This is a genomic window from Paraburkholderia sp. GAS41 (genome assembly GCF_050436545.1).
In the GTDB taxonomy this organism is placed as follows: domain Bacteria; phylum Pseudomonadota; class Gammaproteobacteria; order Burkholderiales; family Burkholderiaceae; genus Paraburkholderia.
On record NZ_JBNDMK010000002.1, the window covers coordinates 111,878 to 131,274 of the forward strand.

Below are 19,397 nucleotides of genomic sequence, written 5' to 3' on the forward strand. Positions count from 1 at the left end.
CGCCAGCTGATTCACTCTGCGTCCGCCGCGCGCACCGCGCGTACAAACGCCGCCATCCGGGCATGATCCTTCACGCCCTTGGCGCCCGCTACTTCGATGCCGCTCGAGACATCGACCGCGTACGGGCGCACGCGATGAATCGCATCACTGACGTTTTGCGCGTTCAACCCACCACTCAAAACGGCCCGACGCGCGAGCTCTGCTGGAATAAGTGACCAATCGAAAACCTTCCCGCCGCCGCCATAGCCTTCCACATGGGTGTCAAACAGAAGACCGCTGGCTGCTGCATAGTTAAGCGCCGATTTTACCAAATCGGCCTGCTGAGTATCAGCCCCCACACGCAAGGCGCGCAACCAAGGCAAACCCGCAATATTGGCGAGCGCTTCGCACTGTTCGGGGGTTTCGTCGCCGTGAAACTGCAGCAGGGTCAGCGGAATATTGCTGACCACTTCGCTGATCCATTCGGGCGACGCATTCACGAACAGACCCACCACCGACACGAACGGCGGCACATCGCGCACGAGTTCCAGCGCCTGCGCGACGCTAACCGAGCGCGGGCTGGGCGGATAGAACACGAAGCCGATCGCGTCCGCGCCGAGGTCGATTGCATGCGACACGTCTTCGGGTTTCGACAGCCCGCACAACTTGATGCGGGTCCGGTGCAGCGCCGCGGCTTGCGTCGCGCCCTGTTTCTGGTTCGCGCCAGCTGCGGCAGGCTGATTCAGGTTGGTTGAGTTCATGATTCCGGCGATTCGGTCCAGACAGTGCTCCACGGCACGCTACCCGACTGCGCGGCGGGTACCGCGAATTCCTCAGGATAGCCCACCTGCGCGAGATACAGGCCGTCGGGCATAAAGGTGGGCGCCGCATGGTTCCGATCGCGGCTCGCCAGCACATCGGCCATCCACGCGGCCGGGTAGCGCCCGCGTCCAATCGCCACGAGACAGCCCATCAGGTTGCGCACCATGTGATGCAAAAACGCGTTGGCGCGAAAACGGAAGTGGATGAAGTCGCCTTGCTGGCGCACGTCGATCTGATAGAGGTGCTTGACCGGTGTTTTCGCCTGACACTCCGACGAGCGGAACGCCGAAAAGTCGTGCTGACCGATCAGACAGGCAACCGCGGCGCGCATTGCTTCGACGTCCAGCGGCGTATGCACCCAGCCGGCACGCGCGGCCAGCATCGGCGAGCGCACCGGATGGACATACAGCGCGTAGTAGTAAGTCCGCTCAAATGCCGAGAAGCGTGCGTGGAACGTGTCCGGCATCGGTTTGGCCCACTGCACCGCAATCGTCTTCGGCAGAAACGCATTGGTCCCGCGCACCCACGAGAAATCCGTGCGATCGAGTTCCGTGTCGAAATGCACGACCTGCCCGAGGCCGTGTACGCCGGTGTCCGTACGACCCGCCACTATCGTCTGCAACGGCGCCTGCGCGAACTCGCGCAGCGCCCGTTCGAGCGCGTCCTGCACCGTCTTGCCATGCGGCTGCGACTGCCAGCCGCAAAAGGCAGACCCGTCGTACTGGATTCCTAGCGCAATCCGTGTCACGGCAGGCATTACGACAGCGGCGCCAGCGTCGACAGCAACGCGCGCGCTTCGGTGCGGGTGGCGGTGTCGTTCGCGTCGATGACTTCATGAATCAGCGCGCGGGCGCCGGCCAGATCGCCCAGTTCGATGTACTCAGAGGCCAGTTCGAGCTTGTTGCGCGCAATCCGGACGAGGTCTTGCGGCGTGAACGACGGCAGCGGCTGCGCCGGGCTTGGCGGCAACTCCAGATCGAAATCCAGATTCAACGCGCCGAAGTGCGCCGCGCCCAACCCCGCGACTGCGGCCGAGCCCGCGATGCCCGCGTTGATTTCTTCCGCGGCATGGCGTGGCATAACGGGGGCCAGCGGGACTGCTTGCTGGGCCGTGATTTCGGGTTCGACAACCGGTGGCGTCGAAAGCGAGTCGGGGCCGCCCAGCGGAGCGATCGGCTCGATGCGTGGAGGCAGGCCGAAATCGAGGCCGCTGAACGCGTCGACGGCCGAACGGGGGAAGCCGCTTGGCGCGGGCGGCTCTGCGGAAGCGTCCGCGGATGGCGCGTTGGGCGGGAATGCGGTGTCTTGGGCAGGTGTAGGTGCTGCTTGGGTCTCTGCGTGGCCTTCTGCGTGGGCTGCCAGGTCAAGCACGTCGGGTTCTTTTGGCGCTTCCGGCTGCTGGTATGCCGTCGGATTGAACGACGGCTCTGCGTCACCGAAGGTTTCGTCGGAAGTGGCGACCGTTTGCAGTCCACCAAACAATGCGGGCGCGCCAAAATCAATTTGCGGCACGGGCGGGTTTTGGCTAGCGCCAGGTGCGCTGGCCGTGGGCTCTTCAGGCGAATGGGCTGAAACCTGATTCGATTGACCAGCGTCCGGCGGCGACGGATGGCTGCCTTGTTCCGATGCTGCGTCGACATGGATCGGTGCCGGCACGTCGGCGTGTTGCTGGTCTGCTGCCGTAGGCGTAGCAGCGGAGCCTGCCACTTCTTCCAAGGAATTCAGCGCAGGAACGTGCCCGTCTTCCGACGATGCGGTAAGCGGTGCTTCAGAGGAAGCGTGCTCGGTCGCACCGAATGCGGGCGGCACGGCTGGGTCGTCTGCGACGGCCTTGTTTGGCGTGGCTTCGTGTTCTGTTACGGCTTCACGTTCTGCTGCGGCTTCGCGTTCTGCTATGGCCTCATGTTCCGCTGAAGCCTCGCGTTCTGCGTCGGCTTCGTGTTCCGCTACAACTTCGTCTTCTGGTACGGCCCCACTACCCGCTCCAGCCTTGCGTTCTCCTATGGTCCCGCGTTCTGCCGCCTCACGTGCCGCCGATTCATCCGCGACGGCTTGATGCGCTGCCGCTTCCTGAGCGGCTGCCTCACGCGCCTCGGCTTCACGTTCCGCCATTTCGTACGACGGAGCGTTACCGACAGCGAGACCATGCGCCGCCACTTCACGAGCCACCACCTCATGCTCAGCGGCCTCGCGCTCCGCTGTAGCACGCGCCGCCGCTTCCGTCGCTGCTGCGTCCACGGCCGCCACGTCTTGCGCGGGTTCTCCAGTAACCACGACCTGCCCACGCGTGTCCACCTCTCCACGCGGCGCCATGTCGTCCTGAGAGAAAGCGGCCTGAGACGAGCCCGTCCCCTCCGTTGCGCGTGCCGTTGCAGCGGCATCCCCCCGCGTCGCTCGGCCTTTACGGCGACGAAGTCCGAACCCGGCCAGCAACGCCACCAAGGCCGCGCCAATTGCCGCAGCGAAACTAAGGTTCGCTGGCGACAAGTCGAAATTGCCGGAGGTCACATGCGAGTTCGCGGTGCTGCCATTGGCCGCCACGCCGGAAGCGGGCGTCGTCCCTGCGGCCGCACTCGCCTGACCACCCGCCGTCGTTACAGCACCCGCTTGCACGGGTTGGGTGGGTTTGCCGCCGATACCGTGCTTCTGCAATTCCATCAGCACCCGGCTTTTCAGCGCGAGTAACTGCTGCAGACTGGAAACCTGAGTGGGAGCCTGTGCCGTCGGCGCCGTTGCGGACGGTTCAGAGGACAGCGCCACCGAGGCATCCGCCGACGCACTGGCCGAAGGCTGGATAGTCCCGGCCCAGACATGCGCACCGCTCGCTCGCGCAGGAGCAGACGCGGCAGCGGACACTGACGATGAACCGCCGACAGCCGCAGGCTCAGACGCGGCCGCTGAGACAGAGCCCGGCGCACCCGCAGACGCACTCCCCGCCAGCGGGGCACTTGCGACAGGCGCCATCGCCGAACTCGCCTGGAGCGCTGCACTCGCGGGGCCGGTCACAACCGGAGCGGCATGCACCGCGGCACTCGCGCTATTCGCCTGAGCAGCCCCGGTTGACTTCGACACGCCGCTAGCTGGCGTAGTCGCCGCCGTAGCCGTGGCCGAACCCGACGCGGCGTTCGAACTTGCCGCAGCACCCGACGCTGCCGACGCCCCTGACGCCCCCGCCGCCGCGCCCGTCGTATCCAGCGTCGGAATCGTCAGCACCGATCCCACCCGCAGACGGCTCGGATCGTGCGACATAAACGCATTCGGGTTTGCATCGAACAGGGCTTTGGAGGCGCGCGCCAATGTCCCGCGGTCGTGCGACTGCGTCGCAGCAATCGCGACATCGTTGAGCGACTGTCCAGGATGAATCGTATATTGGCTGCCGGCCGCGAGCGGCACGGACGCACCGGCCGGCGCGCTTGCCGCGTCTACGGATGCGGCCCGGGCGGCGGACCCGCCAGTCAGCACGAAAGCGAGCGCCGCCGCGGCTGCGATCTGACACACGCGACTGCGCGACACAGCGTGAAGGGAAGAGAGTCGAACGGTCATCGGGACGACCGGCGCATCAGCGCTCAGCCCTTGTTTGCGGTTGGTTTGGGACAAGATTTTCGGAGCACACAATGAAAAAAGCGCCGCGCAAGCGCGACGCTTTTTGAGTTTTTACGCGTCGTAGGCGCGTAGTTTACTTTACTTGTCGAGCAGAATGCGCAGCATCCGACGCAGCGGCTCCGCGGCACCCCACAACAACTGGTCGCCGACCGTGAAAGCCGACAGATATTCGCCGCCCATCGCGAGCTTGCGCAGGCGCCCAACCGGCACTGTCAGCGTGCCCGTCACCACTGCCGGCGACAGATCGCGGATCGACGCTTCACGCTCGTTCGGCACCACCTTGACCCAGTCGTTGCCCGAGGCGAGGATGCTGTTCACTTCGTCGAGCGGCACGTCCTTGTTCAGCTTGATGGTCAGCGCCTGCGAGTGGCAGCGCATGGCGCCGATCCGCACGCACAGACCGTCTACCGGGATCGAACCTGGCGTGCCCATAGCCGGCTTGCCGAGAATCTTGTTGGTTTCCGCGCCGCCCTTCCATTCTTCCTTCGACATGCCGTTGCCGAGATCCTTGTCGATCCACGGAATCAGCGAACCGGCGAGCGGCACGCCGAAGTGGTCGGTCGGCATACGGTCGCTGTTCATCGCGGCCAACACGCGGCGGTCGATGTCCAGAATGGCCGACGACGGATCCGCCAGATCTTCCTTGGCCGAGCCGTACAGCGTGCCCATCTGCTGCAGCAGCTCGCGCATGTTTTGCGCGCCCGCGCCCGATGCGGCCTGGTACGTCATGGCCGTCATCCAGTCGACGAGGTTTTCGCGGAACAGACCGCCCAGCGCCATCAGCATCAGGCTGACCGTGCAGTTGCCGCCGATGAAATTCTTCTGACCTTTGACGAGCGCGTTCTTGATCACGTCCAGATTCACCGGATCGAGAATGATGACTGCGTCGTCCTTCATGCGCAGCGACGACGCCGCGTCGATCCAGTAACCGTTCCAGCCCGCTGCGCGCAGCTTCGGAAACACGTCATTGGTGTAGTCGCCGCCCTGGCACGAGATGATCGCGTCGCACTTCTTCAGGTCGTCAATGCTCGAAGCATCTTTGAGCCTGGTCTCGTTTTTAGCGAACGACGGCGCGTTGCCGCCCGCATTGCTGGTGCTGAAAAACACCGGTTCGATCAGATCGAAATCGCCTTCCTGCTGCATACGTTGCATCAGGACGCTGCCGACCATGCCGCGCCAACCTACGAGACCTACGTTCATGACACTTACCCTTCGAGTGGAGGCTTCCCCGCATCTTTGCCCGCAGTGACCGCGCGGGGAAGATGGGCGGGCACGACGGACGATCAGCGAATCGTGATCGTTTTCGGGGTAATCGTTTTGATGGTAATGGCGAGCTCAACCACACGGGCCGTTTTGCCGTGGTGGATCGAAATCGAGGTGATTTGGGGAATCGTCGCCATCGCTACAGTCTACACGAAAACCGGATTTGAGCGCTTACCCGCGAATGCGCCGGATTGCGGCCCATTCGCGCTTGACTACTTAACCTTACTAACCGACTGCACGCGCCGCGAAATCTCGCGGCGCGTTACAAAAGCAAAACACAACCGCAACAACCTTAGAGCGCCGCCACGACGGCATCGCCCATCGCCACAGTGCCGACCTGCTGGCATCCCGGCGTCAGGATGTCGCCGGTGCGGAAGCCTTGTTCCAGCACCTTCTTGACGGCCGCTTCGATGCGATCCGCCTGTTCGGCCTTGTTCAACGAGTAACGCAACATCATCGCGGCGGACAGGATGGTGGCCAGCGGATTGGCCACGCCCTTGCCGGCGATATCAGGTGCCGAGCCGTGCGACGGCTCGTACAAGCCCTTGTTGTTCTTGTCGAGCGAAGCCGAGGGCAGCATGCCGATCGAACCCGTCAGCATGGCCGCCTGGTCGGACAGGATGTCGCCGAACATGTTGCCGGTCACGACAACGTCGAACGCTTTCGGCGCCTTCACCAGTTGCATGGCCGCGTTGTCCACGTACATATGCGACAGTTCGACGTCTGCGTATTCCTTCGACACGTCGATCATGACGTCGCGCCAGAACTGCGAAGTCTCGAGCACGTTGGCCTTGTCGACGGACGTCACTTTCTTGCTGCGCTTTTGCGCGGCCTGGAACGCGACGTGCGCAATGCGACGCACTTCCGGCTCGGAATAGCGCATCGTATCGAAGCCTTCCTTCGCGCCGGCAAACAGACCATCCGGCGCCTCGCGCACGCCACGCGGGGTGCCGAAGTAAATGTCGCCGTTCAGTTCGCGCACGATCAGGATGTCGAGACCCGAAACGACTTCGGGCTTCAGCGACGAGGCCGCCGTCAGTTGCGAATAGCAGATTGCCGGACGGAAGTTCGCGAACAGTTGCAGGTGCTTGCGCAAGCCCAGGATGGCCTGCTCCGGACGCAGCGCACGTTCGAGCGAGTCGTACTTCCAGTCGCCGACGGCGCCGAACAGGATCGCATCAGCTTCCTTCGCCAGCGCGAGCGTCGAATCCGGCAGCGGGTGGCCCTTGGCTTCGTAGCCCGCACCGCCTACCGGCGCCTCTTCAAGCTCAAACTTTTCGCCGAGCACGTTCAGAACCTTGACGGCTTCCTTGACGATTTCCGGACCGATGCCGTCGCCGGGCAACACTGCGATCTTCATGCGAATTTCCTTGATTGGTTTCTTGTAGAGTTAGCCGACGATGCGGTGCCCAAGCCACGGCTGCTTGGTCAGACGCTCAGCTTCGAACTGACGAATCTTGTCCGCGTGACGCAGCGTGAGGCCGATGTCGTCGAAACCGTTCAGCAGGCAGTACTTGCGAAAACCCGCCACTTCGAACGGATATTCGGTGCCATCACCGACGCGCACGATCTGCGCTTCGAGGTCGACGGTCAGTTTGAAGCCGTTGAATGCGTAGGTCTCGTTGAACAGGTGGTCAACCTGCTGCTCGGTCAGCACGATGGGCAGCAGGCCGTTCTTGAAGCAATTGTTATAGAAGATGTCCGCGAAGCTGGATGCGATGATCGCGCGGAAACCGTACTGCTGGAGCGCCCACGGTGCGTGCTCACGCGAGCTGCCGCAGCCGAAGTTCTCACGCGTCAGCAGGATCGACGCGCCCTGATAACGCGACTGGTTCAGCACGAAGTCCGGATTCAGCGGACGTTTCGAATTGTCCTGGCCCGGTTCGCCGTGATCGAGGTAACGCCATTCGTCGAACGCGTTCGGGCCGAAGCCGGTGCGTTTGATCGACTTCAGGAACTGCTTTGGAATGATCGCGTCCGTGTCGACGTTCGCGCGATCGAGCGGCGCCACGACGCCGGTATGTACGATGAATTTATCCATGGCCCATCACCCACCAAAATAGAGACCGGCGGCTGCGACGCAATGCGCGCCGCCGGTGGAATCGAAAGTAGCGCGGGCTAGCCGAGCTTGCGAATATCGACGAAGTGACCTTCGATGGCCGCGGCCGCCGCCATGGCGGGGCTCACGAGGTGGGTACGCCCACCTGCACCTTGCCGCCCTTCGAAATTGCGATTCGAGGTCGACGCGCAACGCTCGCCTGGATCCAGCCGGTCGGCGTTCATGGCGAGGCACATCGAGCAGCCCGGTTCACGCCATTCAAAACCTGCGTCGGTGAACACTTTGTCCAGACCTTCATGCTCGGCTTGCGCCTTTACCAGACCCGAGCCCGGCACGACCATCGCGAGACGGATGTTCGGCGCGACACGGCGGCCAAGTTTGCGCACCACGTATGCCGCGGCGCGCAGATCTTCGATGCGCGCGTTGGTGCACGAGCCGATGAAAATCTTGTCCGGCTTGATGGATTCGATGGGCGCGTTCGGCTCGAGCGCCATGTACTTGAGCGCGCGTTCCATGGCGTCGCGCTTGACCGGATCTTTTTCGCGTTCCGGATCCGGCACGCGACCGTCGATGGCGGTCACCATTTCCGGCGACGTACCCCATGTGACTTGCGGCACGATCTCCGCAGCATTCAGTTCAACGACGCGATCGAACTTTGCGCCCTCATCCGACTTGAACTGCTTCCAGTATTCGACGGCCTGATCCCACTCCACACCTTCGGGCGAGAACGGACGGCCCTTCAGATAGTCCACCGTGGTGTCGTCAACGGCGACCATGCCGGCGCGTGCGCCCGCTTCGATCGCCATGTTGCAGACGGTCATACGGCCTTCCATGCTGAGCGCACGGATCGTCGAACCGCCGAACTCGATGGCATAACCCGTGCCGCCTGCCGTGCCGATCTTGCCGATGATGGCAAGCACGATGTCCTTCGCGGTACACCCGCGCGGCAACGGCCCTTCCACCTTCACCAGCATGTTCTTGCTCTTCTTTTGCAAGAGCGTTTGCGTGGCCAGCACATGCTCGACTTCCGACGTGCCGATGCCGTGCGCGAGTGCACCGAACGCGCCGTGTGTGGACGTGTGCGAGTCGCCGCAGACAATCGTCATACCCGGCAGCGTGGCGCCCTGTTCCGGCCCGATGATGTGCACGATGCCCTGGCGCAAGTCGTTCATCTTGAACTGCGTGATGCCGTAGGAATCGCAGTTCGAATCGAGCGTGTCGACCTGCAGCTTCGATACGGGATCCGTGATGCCATGGCTACGGTCTGTGGTGGGCACGTTGTGATCGGAAACGGCCAGATTCGCGCTGATGCGCCATACCGGACGCTCAGCCAGCTTCAGGCCTTCAAAAGCCTGCGGACTGGTGACTTCGTGCAGCAGGTGGCGGTCGATATAAAGAATCGTCGTACCGTCTTCTTCCGTGTGGATCACGTGCGTGTTCCACAATTTGTCGTAGAGAGTCTGTGCCATGGTATGCGGGGGTTATGGTGACTGCGGGCAAGCTGTGTGTGCGATTGATTATGCCACGCTGATCTCGTGTTTTGCGCGCTCTGCACGGGAAAAACCGATAAAAAACAGGGAGTTGGGTGGTAGTGGTGATACCTGTATCGGGGGCACCCGGCACGCGGTGCGGAGTAACGGAAAGCGCTCGATGGCACGTTAATCGCTATCCGGAGGTGGACTCCAAAAACAAAAAGCGCCCCAACGATAAACCCGTTGGGGCGCTTCTCTAACTACCCTGCTTCGCGCAACTCACAGTAACGCGAGCCGCCGTGAGCACTGCTCGAAATCCACAACCAGTAACCGCTTACCGCGCCGAAATCGCCTTCGCTTCACGCGGCGTGTCGCCAACAAACAGCTGACGCGGACGGCCAATCTTCTGTTCCGGATCGGCGATCATTTCGTTCCACTGCGCAATCCAGCCCACCGTACGTGCCATCGCGAAGATACACGTGAACATCGAGGTCGGAATGCCCAGAGCGCGCTGCACGATACCCGAGTAGAAATCCACGTTCGGGTACAGCTTGCGCGACACGAAGTATTCGTCTTCCAGCGCGATCTTTTCCAGCGCCATGGCCAGCTTGAACAGCGGGTCGTCGTGCAGACCCAGTTCTTCCAGCACTTCGTGGCAGGTTTCGCGCATCAGCTTCGCACGCGGGTCGTAGTTCTTGTAGACACGGTGACCGAAGCCCATCAGCTTCACGCCCGAATTCTTGTCCTTCACCTGCTTGATGAACTCAGGAATGTTGTCGACCGAGCCGATTTCTTCCAGCATGTTCAGCGCGGCTTCGTTCGCGCCGCCGTGTGCCGGGCCCCAGAGGCAGGCAATACCGGCTGCGATACACGCAAACGGATTGGCGCCCGACGAACCGGCCAGACGCACCGTCGAAGTGGAAGCGTTCTGTTCGTGATCCGCGTGCAGGATCAGGATACGGTCGAGCGCGCGCACCAGCACGTCGTTGACCTTGTACTCTTCGCACGGATTCGAAAACATCATGTGCATGAAGTTCGCGCTGTATGACAGCTCGTTCTTCGGATACACGAACGGCTGGCCGATGCTGTACTTGTACGCCATCGCCACCAGCGTGGGCAGCTTCGCGATCATGCGGATCGCCGAGACTTCACGGTGCTGCGGGTTATTGATGTCGAGCGAGTCGTGATAGAACGCCGACAGTGCGCCCACTGCCGCGACCAGAATCGCCATCGGGTGTGCGTCACGGCGGAAGCCACGGAAGAAGAAGTGCATCTGCTCGTGCACCATCGTGTGCTTCGTCACCGTCTCAACGAACGCGTCGCGCTCTGCTTCATTCGGCAGTTCGCCCTTCAGCAGCAGGTAACAGGTTTCGAGGAAGTCCGCATTCTGGGCGAGATCGTCGATCGGGTAGCCGCGGTACAGCAGTTCGCCCTTGTCGCCGTCGATGTAGGTGATGGCCGAGTTGCACGCCGCCGTCGACATGAAGCCCGGATCGTAGGTGAACTTGCCGGTCTGACCGTACAGTTTGCGGATGTCGATCACGTCCGGGCCCATCGTGCCCTTATAGATCGGCATTTCAACGCTCGGCGAGTTGTCGCTGAACGATAGCGTGGCTTTAACATCTGACGGGGTCATGGCACATCCTCAATCGAAGTATGGAAACAGGGTTTCGATAATTGCACGCGTGGAACAACGCACTGGCTTCTCTCAAGCAGTACGCAGCAGCTCCAGCACCCGGACGACATCCGGGTCTGCAAGGTCGCCTTCCGGTTCCTTGCGCGCGAGTAGCAAGTCCATCAGGTCGTTATCGCTCAGCTCGAGCAGGCGCGTAAGGGCACCCACATCCGCGTCGCTGAGGTCATGCTCGTATTTGCCAAAAAAACGCTCGAAAATCAGATCGTTTTCCAGCAGGCCGCGGCGGGCGCGCCAGCGAAGGCGCGCCCGCCGAAGCGGGTCGGCTTGATGCGATTGCTGCTCCATCTCAGACAGCACGGCGAACCATCAATTCCTTGATCTTGCCGATCGCCTTGGTCGGATTGAGGCCCTTCGGGCACACATCGACGCAATTCATGATCGTATGGCAACGGAACAGACGGTACGGGTCTTCCAGATTGTCGAGACGCTCGCCGGTCGCTTCGTCGCGGCTATCCGCGATGAAACGATAGGCTTGCAGCAGCCCTGCCGGACCGACGAACTTGTCCGGGTTCCACCAGAAGCTCGGGCACGACGTCGAGCAGCTCGCGCACAGAATGCACTCGTACAGGCCATCCAGCTCTTCGCGCTCTTCCGGCGATTGCAGACGTTCCTTTTCCGGCGGCGGCGTATCGTTGATCAGATACGGCTTGATCGAGTGATACTGGTTGAAGAACTGCGTGAAGTCGCAAATCAGGTCGCGCACGACGGGCAAGCCCGGCAGCGGACGCAGCACGATCTTCTGCGGCAGGTCGTTCATGTTGGTCAGGCAAGCCAGACCGTTTTTGCCGTTGATGTTCATTGCGTCCGAACCGCACACGCCTTCGCGGCACGAGCGACGGAACGACAAGGTTTCGTCGACCGCTTTCAGCTTGAGCAGCGCGTCGAGCAACATGCGTTCGTGCGAGTCGATTTCGATCTCGTACGATTGCATGCGCGGTGCTGCGTCCTTGTCCGGATCGTAGCGATAGATTTCAAATGTACGCTTGGCCATTTCTGAATTCCTTTGACTTGTGCCTTAGAAGGTACGCGCTTTCGGCGGCACCGAGTCGACGGTCAGCGGTTGCATGTGAACCGGCTTGTAGTCGAGGCGATCGCCTTCGCTGAACCACAGCGTATGGCGCAGCCAGTTTTCGTCATCGCGATGTTCGAAGTCGTTTTGTGCGTGCGCACCACGGCTTTCCTTGCGCGCTTCTGCCGACACCATCGTGGCGCGCGCCACTTCGATCAGGTTCGCCAGTTCCAGGGCTTCGACACGTGCCGTGTTGAAGACCTTCGACTTGTCCTTTAGGTGGATGTTGTCGACGCGTGCGGCCACTTCGCGGATACGCTCCACACCCTCGGCCAGCAGCTTGGAGGTACGGAACACGCCGGCGTGCGCCTGCATGCTGGCGCGGATGTCGTTTGCGACGTCCTGCGTGTATTCGCCCGACGAGGACTTGTCCAGCTTGTCGAGACGCGACAGCGCGAAGTCAGCAGCGTCAGCCGGCAGCGGCTTGTGATTCTTGATTTCCTTCACGTGCTTGACGATGTGGTTGCCGGCCGCGCGGCCGAACACCACCAGGTCGAGCAGCGAGTTCGTGCCCAGCCGGTTCGCGCCGTGGACCGACACGCACGAGCATTCGCCGACCGCATAGAAGCCGTTGACCGGGTCTTCGTGACCCTTCGACGTGCCCACCACCTGGCCATGAATGTTCGTCGGAATGCCGCCCATCTGATAGTGGATGGTCGGCACAACCGGGATCGGTTCTTTAATGCAATCGACGTTCGCGAACTTCAGCGCGATTTCGCGGATCGACGGCAGACGCTTCATGATCGTCTCAGCGCCGATGTGCGACAGGTCGAGCAGCACGTGGTCCTTGTTCGGACCTACGCCGCGGCCTTCCTTGATTTCCTGGTCCATCGAACGCGAAACGAAATCGCGCGGCGCCAGATCCTTCAGCGTCGGCGCGTAGCGTTCCATGAAACGCTCGCCGTTCGAGTTACGCAAGATACCGCCTTCGCCGCGCACGCCTTCGGTAATCAGCACGCCCGCGCCGGCCACGCCGGTGGGGTGGAATTGCCAGAATTCCATGTCTTGCAGCGCGATACCCGAACGCGCAGCCATACCCAGGCCGTCGCCCGTGTTGATGAACGCGTTGGTCGATGCCGCGAAGATGCGGCCTGCACCGCCCGTGGCGAACAGCGTGGTCTTGCCTTCGAGGATGTAGACGTCGCCCGTTTCCATTTCCAGCGCGGTCACGCCGAGCACGTCGCCGTCGGCGTCGCGGATCAGGTCCAGCGCCATCCACTCGACGAAGAACTGCGTCTTGGCTGCGACGTTTTGCTGATACAACGTATGCAGCAGCGCGTGACCGGTACGGTCAGCAGCCGCGCAAGCGCGTTGCACCGGCTTTTCGCCGTAGTTGGCCGTGTGGCCGCCGAACGGACGCTGGTAGATCGTGCCGTCCGCATTGCGGTCGAACGGCATGCCCATGTGTTCCAGTTCGTAGACAGCGTTCGGTGCTTCCCGGCACATGAACTCGATCGCGTCCTGGTCGCCGAGCCAGTCGGAACCCTTGATCGTGTCGTAGAAGTGATAGTGCCAATTGTCTTCGCTCATGTTGCCGAGCGAAGCGCCGATGCCACCTTGAGCCGCCACCGTGTGCGAACGTGTCGGGAACACCTTGGACAGCACGCAAACCGACAGACCGGCGCGCGCGAGTTGCAGCGAAGCGCGCATCCCCGAGCCGCCTGCGCCGACGATGACCACGTCAAACTTGCGACGCGGCAGAGAATTTTTGATTGCAGCCATTCTTTTATACTCTCCAGAGAATCTGCGCGGCGTAGCCGGCACACGCCAGCAGCCAGACGATCGTCAGGGCCTGAAGCAGGAGGCGCACACCGACGGGCTTGATGTAGTCCATCCAGATGTCACGAATACCGACCCACGCGTGATAGAACAGTGACAGCAACGTCACGAACGTGGCGAGCTTCATCCATTGCGTCGCGAAGATCGACGCCCAGCCGTCATACGAAAATTCTTGTGCGCCGAAGAACCACACGAGCAGGATGACCGTGTAGATCGCCATGATGGCGGCGGTAATGCGCTGGGCAAGCCAGTCGCGCAGGCCGTAATGTGCGCCGACGACGAGACGCTTCGGGCCGATTCGGTTGTTAGCTGCCATTTTTTTAGAATGCTCCGAAGAGTTTGAGCGCAAAAGCAAGCGTCAGAAGCGACGAAACCACCAGTACGATGACGGAGGTTTGCTTGCCCTTTTCCTTGGTCACCGCGCTATGGTGGGTGTCCATCACGAGGTGACGGATACCGGCGCAGAAGTGGAACAGGAAGGCCCACGCGAGAACCAGCGTGATGAGCTTGACGATGATGTTGGAGAGGAAGCCCTTGAACACATCAAAGCTGAGCTCTGAAGTAAGGCTTTGATCGAAGAGGTACAGCAGGAACGGAAGAAAAACAAACAGCAGCCCACCGCTCAAGCGATGAAGAATCGACACACGCCCCGCGAGTGGGAGGCGATACGCCGTCAATATTTGCCCGATACCGATGTTCCGGAACTCCGGCCTCGGTTTTTTTACGGCTTCAGCCATGCTAGACCCCTACTATGTAGTAACACCAATCCGCAATTTTAGCGCCTTTTCATATCGCGCTGCAGCGAAAAACCCCACCGGAGCTTCGCTACGCACGCGACAGCGGCGTCGTCAAGAGGGCGCTGCGCGCCCCGCCCGTCACCTTTAAGCACACTGATCCAACGCGAACATCCGCATCGCCGGCAAGCCGGTTTCAAATGAGATCGTTCTGATAGTAGTACCCAGTTGTGACATACCATCCACGCCGCACTTCGACGGGACGGTCTCCATAGGTATAGGACACTCGCTCCACCGATAGCAACGGAAACCCAGGCGGCACGTGCAGCAACTCCGCGACGCTGGGGTCGGCGGCCACCGCCCGGATCTTCTCGGACGCCCGGATCATGCGGGTGCCGAACTCCGTCTCGAACATCGCATAGAGCGGCCCCTTGTACTCCGAAAGCCGTTCGAGCGTGAGTCCGCGGAACACGACGCCAGGTAGCCAGATTTCGTCCAATACCGTGATTTCACCATCAAACTGCAAAAGGCGCTTGATCAGGACCACTGGGTCGGCCGGTTTCAGGTCGAGCTGACGCGCGATGTCCGCCGAGGCGCGCAGCCGACGGCATTCGAGCAGGCGGCTGACGTGCGGATGTTCGGCGGCGTCGTCAGCGAGTAACCTGAGAAAACGAAACTGGGCGCGATCCTCATTGTGCGTCGCAACAAACGTACCCTTGCCCTGACGGCGCACCAGCAGATTGTCAGCGGCCAGTTCGTCGATCGCCTTGCGCACCGTGCCCTGACTCACCTTGAAGCGGGCGGCCAGTTCGACCTCGCTCGGAATGATTTCACCTGGCTTCCACTCGCCCGATTCGAGGCTCTGTGTAATCAACGCCTTGATCTGCTGATATAACGGGCTGAAAGTGGGCGACGTGGCGGGCGCGGCAGTAGCGGGCACGGCCTCTCCCTGGCCGCCGGGGCCGTTGGGATTCGCAGTGCTCGCCGGGTTCGAATTCATGCGCGCATTTCATCATAAAGGCCCATACGCCGTCTATTACTTTCCCGGCAATAGATATGTCTTATATAAGACATAAGATACTGTTGACTTTGTGTGGGCCGACTCCTACACTCCAGGGCGAGCAAGGGTTCGAGGGTAATCTGGCGGCGTTTCCCTGAGTACCTTAGGGTACTCCTGGCAGGCCGACAGGCACCGAAAGCCGCTCTGCATCATGCTGTTGTCTCTCGCGGTCCAGCTTTCGATTCGCCGGTCTTTGTCCGTCAGACGCTTCGGAAACCCACCCATGCAGGAGCCCGGCACATGCAGCGGCCAGCGGTGTCTCGCGCACCTCGCTTCGCTGCACAGATTTCCGGCATGGCGGTCTTGCCGCAACGCGCTTTCCGGCCCCGGCTTTCAGCTTGAGGTCTCGCGTCACAGTGAATTCCGCCGTGTTTCACAACGCTTCGCCTAACGCGCATATAGAATGGCGTTTTCCCTAGCGTCTAACGCATCGTCCTGGAGAATTCTCAATGGCTAAGCCCGCAAAGCGCGTTGCCGTCACTGGCGCCGCAGGTCAAATCGCTTACTCCCTGCTATTCCGCATCGCCAATGGCGACCTGCTCGGCAAGGATCAGCCGGTGGTCCTGCAATTGCTCGACCTGCCGCAAGCGCAAGGCGCCGTCAAAGGCGTCGTGATGGAACTGGATGATTGCGCATTCCCGCTGCTGCAGGGCGTCGTGATCACCGACGATCCCAAGGTCGCATTCAAGGACGCTGACATCGCCCTGCTGGTCGGCGCGCGTCCGCGTTCGAAAGGCATGGAACGTAAGGATCTGCTGTCGGCCAACGCCGAGATCTTCACGGTGCAAGGCCGCGCGCTGAACGAAGTCGCCAGCCGCGACGTGAAGGTTCTGGTGGTCGGCAACCCGGCTAACACCAATGCTTACATCGCGATGAAGTCGGCGCCGGATCTGCCGAAGAAGAACTTCACCGCCATGCTGCGTCTGGACCACAACCGCGCGCTGTCGCAACTGGCCGCCAAGTCGGGCAAGCCGGTCGCTTCGATCGAAAAGCTGGCAGTGTGGGGCAACCACTCACCCACGATGTACCCGGATTTCCGCGTTGCAACGGCAGAAGGCCAGGATCTGACCAAGCTGATCAACGACGACGAATGGAACCGCAACACGTTCATTCCGACCGTCGGCAAGCGCGGTGCGGCGATCATCGAAGCGCGCGGCCTGTCGTCGGCAGCGTCGGCAGCGAACGCCGCCATCGACCACGTGCGTGACTGGGTGCTCGGCACGAACGGCAAGTGGGTCACCATGGGCATTCCGTCGGACGGCTCATATGGCATTCCCGAAGACATTATCTACGGTGTGCCGGTGACATGCGAAAACGGTGAATACAAGCGTGTCGAAGGTCTGGCAATCGACGCGTTCTCGCGCGAAAAGATGGACGGTACGCTGAACGAGCTGCTCGAAGAGCGCGAAGGCGTTCAGCACCTGCTCGGCTAAGCGCCTGATGCAGACCAGCCGGGACTCGTTGCTTGTCGACGGGTTCCGGTTTTTTACTTCTGATTCCCCCACGCACACACGCCCCTGACGCTGAAGATGCGCGCCCTCACACCCGCCGAAGTGCTGTTTGACGGCGAAGCGCCGCCCACTGTGCTACCTGCCTGCGATCACTACGCCGGCAGCGAGAAGCTGATGCTGAAATCGCTCGCATTGCAGCAGGAGTTGGGGCCGGTATTCGACATCACGCTCGATTGCGAGGACGGCGCCCAGGTGGGCCGCGAGGCCGAGCATGCGGAGCTGGTGGCGTCGCTGCTAGGCGGCGAGCATGACCGCTTCGGCCGCGTCGGTGTGCGGATTCACGATTTCAACCATGCGCATTGGCGCGACGACGTGCGGCTAATCCTGCGCGCCGCCAGACGCGCGCCTGCCTATATCACCCTGCCGAAAATCCGCAGCGTCCCGGATGCCGCCGAAATGTGCGCGTACATCGAAGCGACGCGGCGTGAGCTCGGCATCGCCCAGGCTGTGCCAGTGCAGCTGCTGGTGGAAACCCATGGCGCGCTGGCGCGGGCCTTCGAGCTGGCTGCGCTGCCAGGCGTGGAGGCGCTCAGCTTCGGCCTGATGGACTTCGTTTCTGCCCACGACGGCGCGATTCCCGACAGCGCAATGCGCTCGCCAGGCCAGTTCGATCATCCCCTGGTGCGGCGCGCCAAGCTCGAGATCGCCTCGGCCTGTCACGCCCACGGCAAGGTGCCGTCGCACAACGTAAGCACCGAAGTGCGCGATATGGGCGTGGTGGCCAATGACGCCACGCGCGCGCGCAATGAATTCGGCTATACGCGCATGTGGAGCATTCACCCGGCGCAGGTCCCGGTCATCGTCGCCGCCTTCGCGCCGCGTGAAGACGAGATCGCCACCGCGACCGAGATCCTGCTGGCTGCCCAGTCCGCGCAGTGGGGTCCCACGCGCCATCACGACACACTGCACGACCGCGCGAGCTATCGCTACTACTGGTCGGTGTTGCGCCGCGCTCGCTCGACTGGGCGCCCGCTGCCTGCCGAAGCCGCCCCCCTCTTTGCCACAACTGCTTCCACCCAAGAGTCCGCATCATGAGCGGACATACAGGAGACTGCTGGAGATGAGCGAAAAGACGCAAGCGGCAGGCACACCAGGCGAAAACGGAGCCCCCGGCGCATTCAAGCCGAAGAAATCCGTGGCCCTGTCGGGCGTGACAGCGGGCAACACTGCCCTGTGCACGGTCGGCAAGACCGGCAACGACCTGCATTACCGCGGCTACGACATTCTCGACATCGCCAGCACCTGCGAATTCGAGGAAATCGCCTACCTGCTGGTGCATGAAAAACTGCCCACCCAGGCTGAACTGAGCGCCTACAAAGCGAAGCTGAAGGCGCTGCGCGGCCTGCCCGCCAACGTCAAGGCCGCGCTGGAGTGGATTCCGGCGGCTGCCCACCCGATGGACGTGATGCGCACCGGTGTCTCGGTGCTCGGCACCGTGCTGCCCGAGAAGGACGATCACAACCTGCCCGGTGCGCGCGATATCGCCGACAGGCTGATGGCCTCGCTCGGCTCGATACTGCTCTACTGGTATCACTACTCGCATAACGGCAAGCGCATCGAGGTGGAAACCGACGACGATTCGATCGGCGGTCACTTCCTCCATCTGCTGCACGGCGTGGCGCCGTCCAAGTCGTGGGTCGAGGCGATGCATACGTCGCTCAACCTGTACGCGGAACACGAATTCAACGCGTCGACCTTTACCGGCCGCGTGATCGCCGGCACGGGCTCCGACATGTACTCGGCGCTGACCGGCGCGATCGGCGCGCTGCGCGGCCCGAAGCATGGCGGCGCCAACGAAGTCGCGTTTGAAATCCAGTCGCGCTACCAGACACCCGACGAGGCAGAAGCCGACATCCGCCGCCGCGTCGAAGCGAAGGAAGTGGTGATCGGCTTCGGCCATCCGGTATACACGATCTCCGATCCGCGCAACAAGGTCATCAAGGAAGTGGCGAAGAAGCTCTCGAAGGAAGCCGGCAGCACGAAGCTGTTCGACATCGCCGAGCGCCTCGAAACGGTGATGTGGGACGCCAAGAAGATGTTCCCGAACCTGGACTGGTTCAGCGCCGTCTCGTACCACATGATGGGCGTGCCCACCGCGATGTTCACGCCGGTTTTCGTGATCGCCCGCACGGCCGGCTGGGCCGCGCACATCATCGAGCAGCGCGTCGACAACAAGATCATCCGGCCGAGCGCGAACTACACCGGTCCAGAGAATTTGAAGTTCGTGGCGCTAAATAGGAGAAAATAGCGTCCGCTGTGCGCTTTCAGGGCGCGTGCAGTTCCCCCCTGGCGGCTGCTTCTACCTGCAGTCGCGCACTGTTTAACCAATATTAGATAGAAAGGCAATTCC

The 19,397-nt window shown here is 61.9% G+C and carries 17 protein-coding genes; 3 read left to right on the forward strand and 14 right to left on the reverse strand.

What is annotated here, in order from left to right; all coding sequences use genetic code 11:
- Positions 1-11 precede the first annotated feature (11 nt).
- The 14 genes from P3T43_RS03660 to P3T43_RS03725 all read right to left on the reverse strand — a co-directional run bounded on the left by P3T43_RS03660 (position 12) and on the right by P3T43_RS03725 (position 15,476).
- A complete protein-coding gene (locus P3T43_RS03660) occupies positions 12-740 on the reverse strand; it encodes a phosphoribosylanthranilate isomerase (protein ID WP_429279681.1) in 729 nt (242 codons plus the stop codon).
- Positions 737-1,549 (reverse strand): tRNA pseudouridine(38-40) synthase TruA, encoded by an 813-nt coding sequence (truA, locus tag P3T43_RS03665; protein WP_429280149.1) that lies wholly within the window; start codon positions 1,547-1,549, stop codon positions 737-739. The genes P3T43_RS03660 and truA overlap by 4 nt, the downstream gene beginning before the upstream one ends.
- A gap of 8 nt (positions 1,550-1,557) precedes the next feature.
- Positions 1,558-4,344, reverse strand: a complete 2,787-nt coding sequence (locus tag P3T43_RS03670) for a FimV/HubP family polar landmark protein (protein WP_429279682.1) — start codon at positions 4,342-4,344, stop codon at positions 1,558-1,560.
- A 138-nt stretch (positions 4,345-4,482) separates the two neighbouring features.
- Positions 4,483-5,604: an aspartate-semialdehyde dehydrogenase gene (gene asd / locus P3T43_RS03675; RefSeq protein WP_429279683.1), complete on the reverse strand. Its 1,122-nt coding sequence runs from the start codon at positions 5,602-5,604 to the stop codon at positions 4,483-4,485.
- 355 nt (positions 5,605-5,959) lie between these two features.
- Complete coding sequence (leuB, locus tag P3T43_RS03680; protein ID WP_429279684.1) at positions 5,960-7,027, reverse strand: 3-isopropylmalate dehydrogenase; 1,068 nt, start codon at positions 7,025-7,027, stop codon at positions 5,960-5,962.
- 30 nt (positions 7,028-7,057) lie between these two features.
- Positions 7,058-7,708: a 3-isopropylmalate dehydratase small subunit gene (gene leuD, locus P3T43_RS03685; protein WP_429279685.1), complete on the reverse strand. Its 651-nt coding sequence runs from the start codon at positions 7,706-7,708 to the stop codon at positions 7,058-7,060.
- 77 nt (positions 7,709-7,785) lie between these two features.
- Positions 7,786-9,195 (reverse strand): 3-isopropylmalate dehydratase large subunit, encoded by a 1,410-nt coding sequence (leuC, locus tag P3T43_RS03690; protein ID WP_429279686.1) that lies wholly within the window; start codon positions 9,193-9,195, stop codon positions 7,786-7,788.
- 337 nt (positions 9,196-9,532) lie between these two features.
- Positions 9,533-10,834, reverse strand: coding sequence for a citrate synthase (gene gltA / locus P3T43_RS03695; protein ID WP_429279687.1), 1,302 nt, complete (start codon positions 10,832-10,834; stop codon positions 9,533-9,535).
- Between the two features lie 72 nt (positions 10,835-10,906).
- Complete coding sequence (locus P3T43_RS03700; protein ID WP_429280150.1) at positions 10,907-11,179, reverse strand: succinate dehydrogenase assembly factor 2; 273 nt, start codon at positions 11,177-11,179, stop codon at positions 10,907-10,909.
- 1 nt (position 11,180) lies between these two features.
- A complete protein-coding gene (locus P3T43_RS03705; RefSeq protein WP_074294075.1) occupies positions 11,181-11,885 on the reverse strand; it encodes a succinate dehydrogenase iron-sulfur subunit in 705 nt (234 codons plus the stop codon).
- A 24-nt stretch (positions 11,886-11,909) separates the two neighbouring features.
- Complete coding sequence (gene sdhA / locus P3T43_RS03710) at positions 11,910-13,685, reverse strand: succinate dehydrogenase flavoprotein subunit (RefSeq protein WP_429279688.1); 1,776 nt, start codon at positions 13,683-13,685, stop codon at positions 11,910-11,912.
- 4 nt (positions 13,686-13,689) lie between these two features.
- Positions 13,690-14,058: a succinate dehydrogenase, hydrophobic membrane anchor protein gene (gene sdhD, locus P3T43_RS03715; RefSeq protein ID WP_429279689.1), complete on the reverse strand. Its 369-nt coding sequence runs from the start codon at positions 14,056-14,058 to the stop codon at positions 13,690-13,692.
- A gap of 4 nt (positions 14,059-14,062) precedes the next feature.
- Entirely contained in the window at positions 14,063-14,479 is a 417-nt protein-coding gene (gene sdhC, locus P3T43_RS03720) for a succinate dehydrogenase, cytochrome b556 subunit (protein ID WP_429279690.1), read from the reverse strand.
- 193 nt (positions 14,480-14,672) lie between these two features.
- Entirely contained in the window at positions 14,673-15,476 is an 804-nt protein-coding gene (locus P3T43_RS03725) for a GntR family transcriptional regulator (RefSeq protein WP_429279691.1), read from the reverse strand.
- Positions 15,477-15,985: 509 nt separating this feature from the next.
- Between P3T43_RS03725 and P3T43_RS03730 the strand changes: the two genes are divergently transcribed.
- The 3 genes from P3T43_RS03730 to prpC all read left to right on the forward strand — a co-directional run bounded on the left by P3T43_RS03730 (position 15,986) and on the right by prpC (position 19,295).
- The gene (locus P3T43_RS03730; RefSeq protein WP_429279692.1) at positions 15,986-16,969 is read left to right on the forward strand and encodes a malate dehydrogenase; all 984 of its coding nucleotides are present in this window, start codon (positions 15,986-15,988) and stop codon (positions 16,967-16,969) included.
- Positions 16,970-17,065: 96 nt separating this feature from the next.
- The gene (locus tag P3T43_RS03735) at positions 17,066-18,082 is read left to right on the forward strand and encodes an HpcH/HpaI aldolase/citrate lyase family protein (RefSeq protein WP_429279693.1); all 1,017 of its coding nucleotides are present in this window, start codon (positions 17,066-17,068) and stop codon (positions 18,080-18,082) included.
- A gap of 25 nt (positions 18,083-18,107) precedes the next feature.
- Entirely contained in the window at positions 18,108-19,295 is a 1,188-nt protein-coding gene (gene prpC / locus P3T43_RS03740) for a bifunctional 2-methylcitrate synthase/citrate synthase (protein ID WP_429279694.1), read from the forward strand.
- Positions 19,296-19,397 lie beyond the last annotated feature (102 nt).

What these genes read in the sequence shown, in the direction of transcription:
- P3T43_RS03730 (WP_429279692.1), top strand. Translation starts at nt 15,986, where the DNA reads ATGGCTAAGCCCGCAAAGCGCGTTGCCGTCACTGGCGCCGCAGGTCAA.
- P3T43_RS03725 (WP_429279691.1), bottom strand. Translation starts at nt 15,476, where the DNA reads ATGAATTCGAACCCGGCGAGCACTGCGAATCCCAACGGCCCCGGCGGC.
- sdhD (WP_429279689.1), bottom strand. Translation starts at nt 14,058, where the DNA reads ATGGCAGCTAACAACCGAATCGGCCCGAAGCGTCTCGTCGTCGGCGCA.
- sdhC (WP_429279690.1), bottom strand. Translation starts at nt 14,479, where the DNA reads ATGGCTGAAGCCGTAAAAAAACCGAGGCCGGAGTTCCGGAACATCGGT.
- prpC (WP_429279694.1), top strand. Translation starts at nt 18,108, where the DNA reads ATGAGCGAAAAGACGCAAGCGGCAGGCACACCAGGCGAAAACGGAGCC.
- leuD (WP_429279685.1), bottom strand. Translation starts at nt 7,708, where the DNA reads ATGGATAAATTCATCGTACATACCGGCGTCGTGGCGCCGCTCGATCGC.
- P3T43_RS03700 (WP_429280150.1), bottom strand. Translation starts at nt 11,179, where the DNA reads ATGGAGCAGCAATCGCATCAAGCCGACCCGCTTCGGCGGGCGCGCCTT.
- leuC (WP_429279686.1), bottom strand. Translation starts at nt 9,195, where the DNA reads ATGGCACAGACTCTCTACGACAAATTGTGGAACACGCACGTGATCCAC.
- sdhA (WP_429279688.1), bottom strand. Translation starts at nt 13,685, where the DNA reads ATGGCTGCAATCAAAAATTCTCTGCCGCGTCGCAAGTTTGACGTGGTC.
- P3T43_RS03660 (WP_429279681.1), bottom strand. Translation starts at nt 740, where the DNA reads ATGAACTCAACCAACCTGAATCAGCCTGCCGCAGCTGGCGCGAACCAG.
- P3T43_RS03670 (WP_429279682.1), bottom strand. Translation starts at nt 4,344, where the DNA reads ATGACCGTTCGACTCTCTTCCCTTCACGCTGTGTCGCGCAGTCGCGTG.
- gltA (WP_429279687.1), bottom strand. Translation starts at nt 10,834, where the DNA reads ATGACCCCGTCAGATGTTAAAGCCACGCTATCGTTCAGCGACAACTCG.
- leuB (WP_429279684.1), bottom strand. Translation starts at nt 7,027, where the DNA reads ATGAAGATCGCAGTGTTGCCCGGCGACGGCATCGGTCCGGAAATCGTC.
- P3T43_RS03735 (WP_429279693.1), top strand. Translation starts at nt 17,066, where the DNA reads ATGCGCGCCCTCACACCCGCCGAAGTGCTGTTTGACGGCGAAGCGCCG.
- P3T43_RS03705 (WP_074294075.1), bottom strand. Translation starts at nt 11,885, where the DNA reads ATGGCCAAGCGTACATTTGAAATCTATCGCTACGATCCGGACAAGGAC.
- asd (WP_429279683.1), bottom strand. Translation starts at nt 5,604, where the DNA reads ATGAACGTAGGTCTCGTAGGTTGGCGCGGCATGGTCGGCAGCGTCCTG.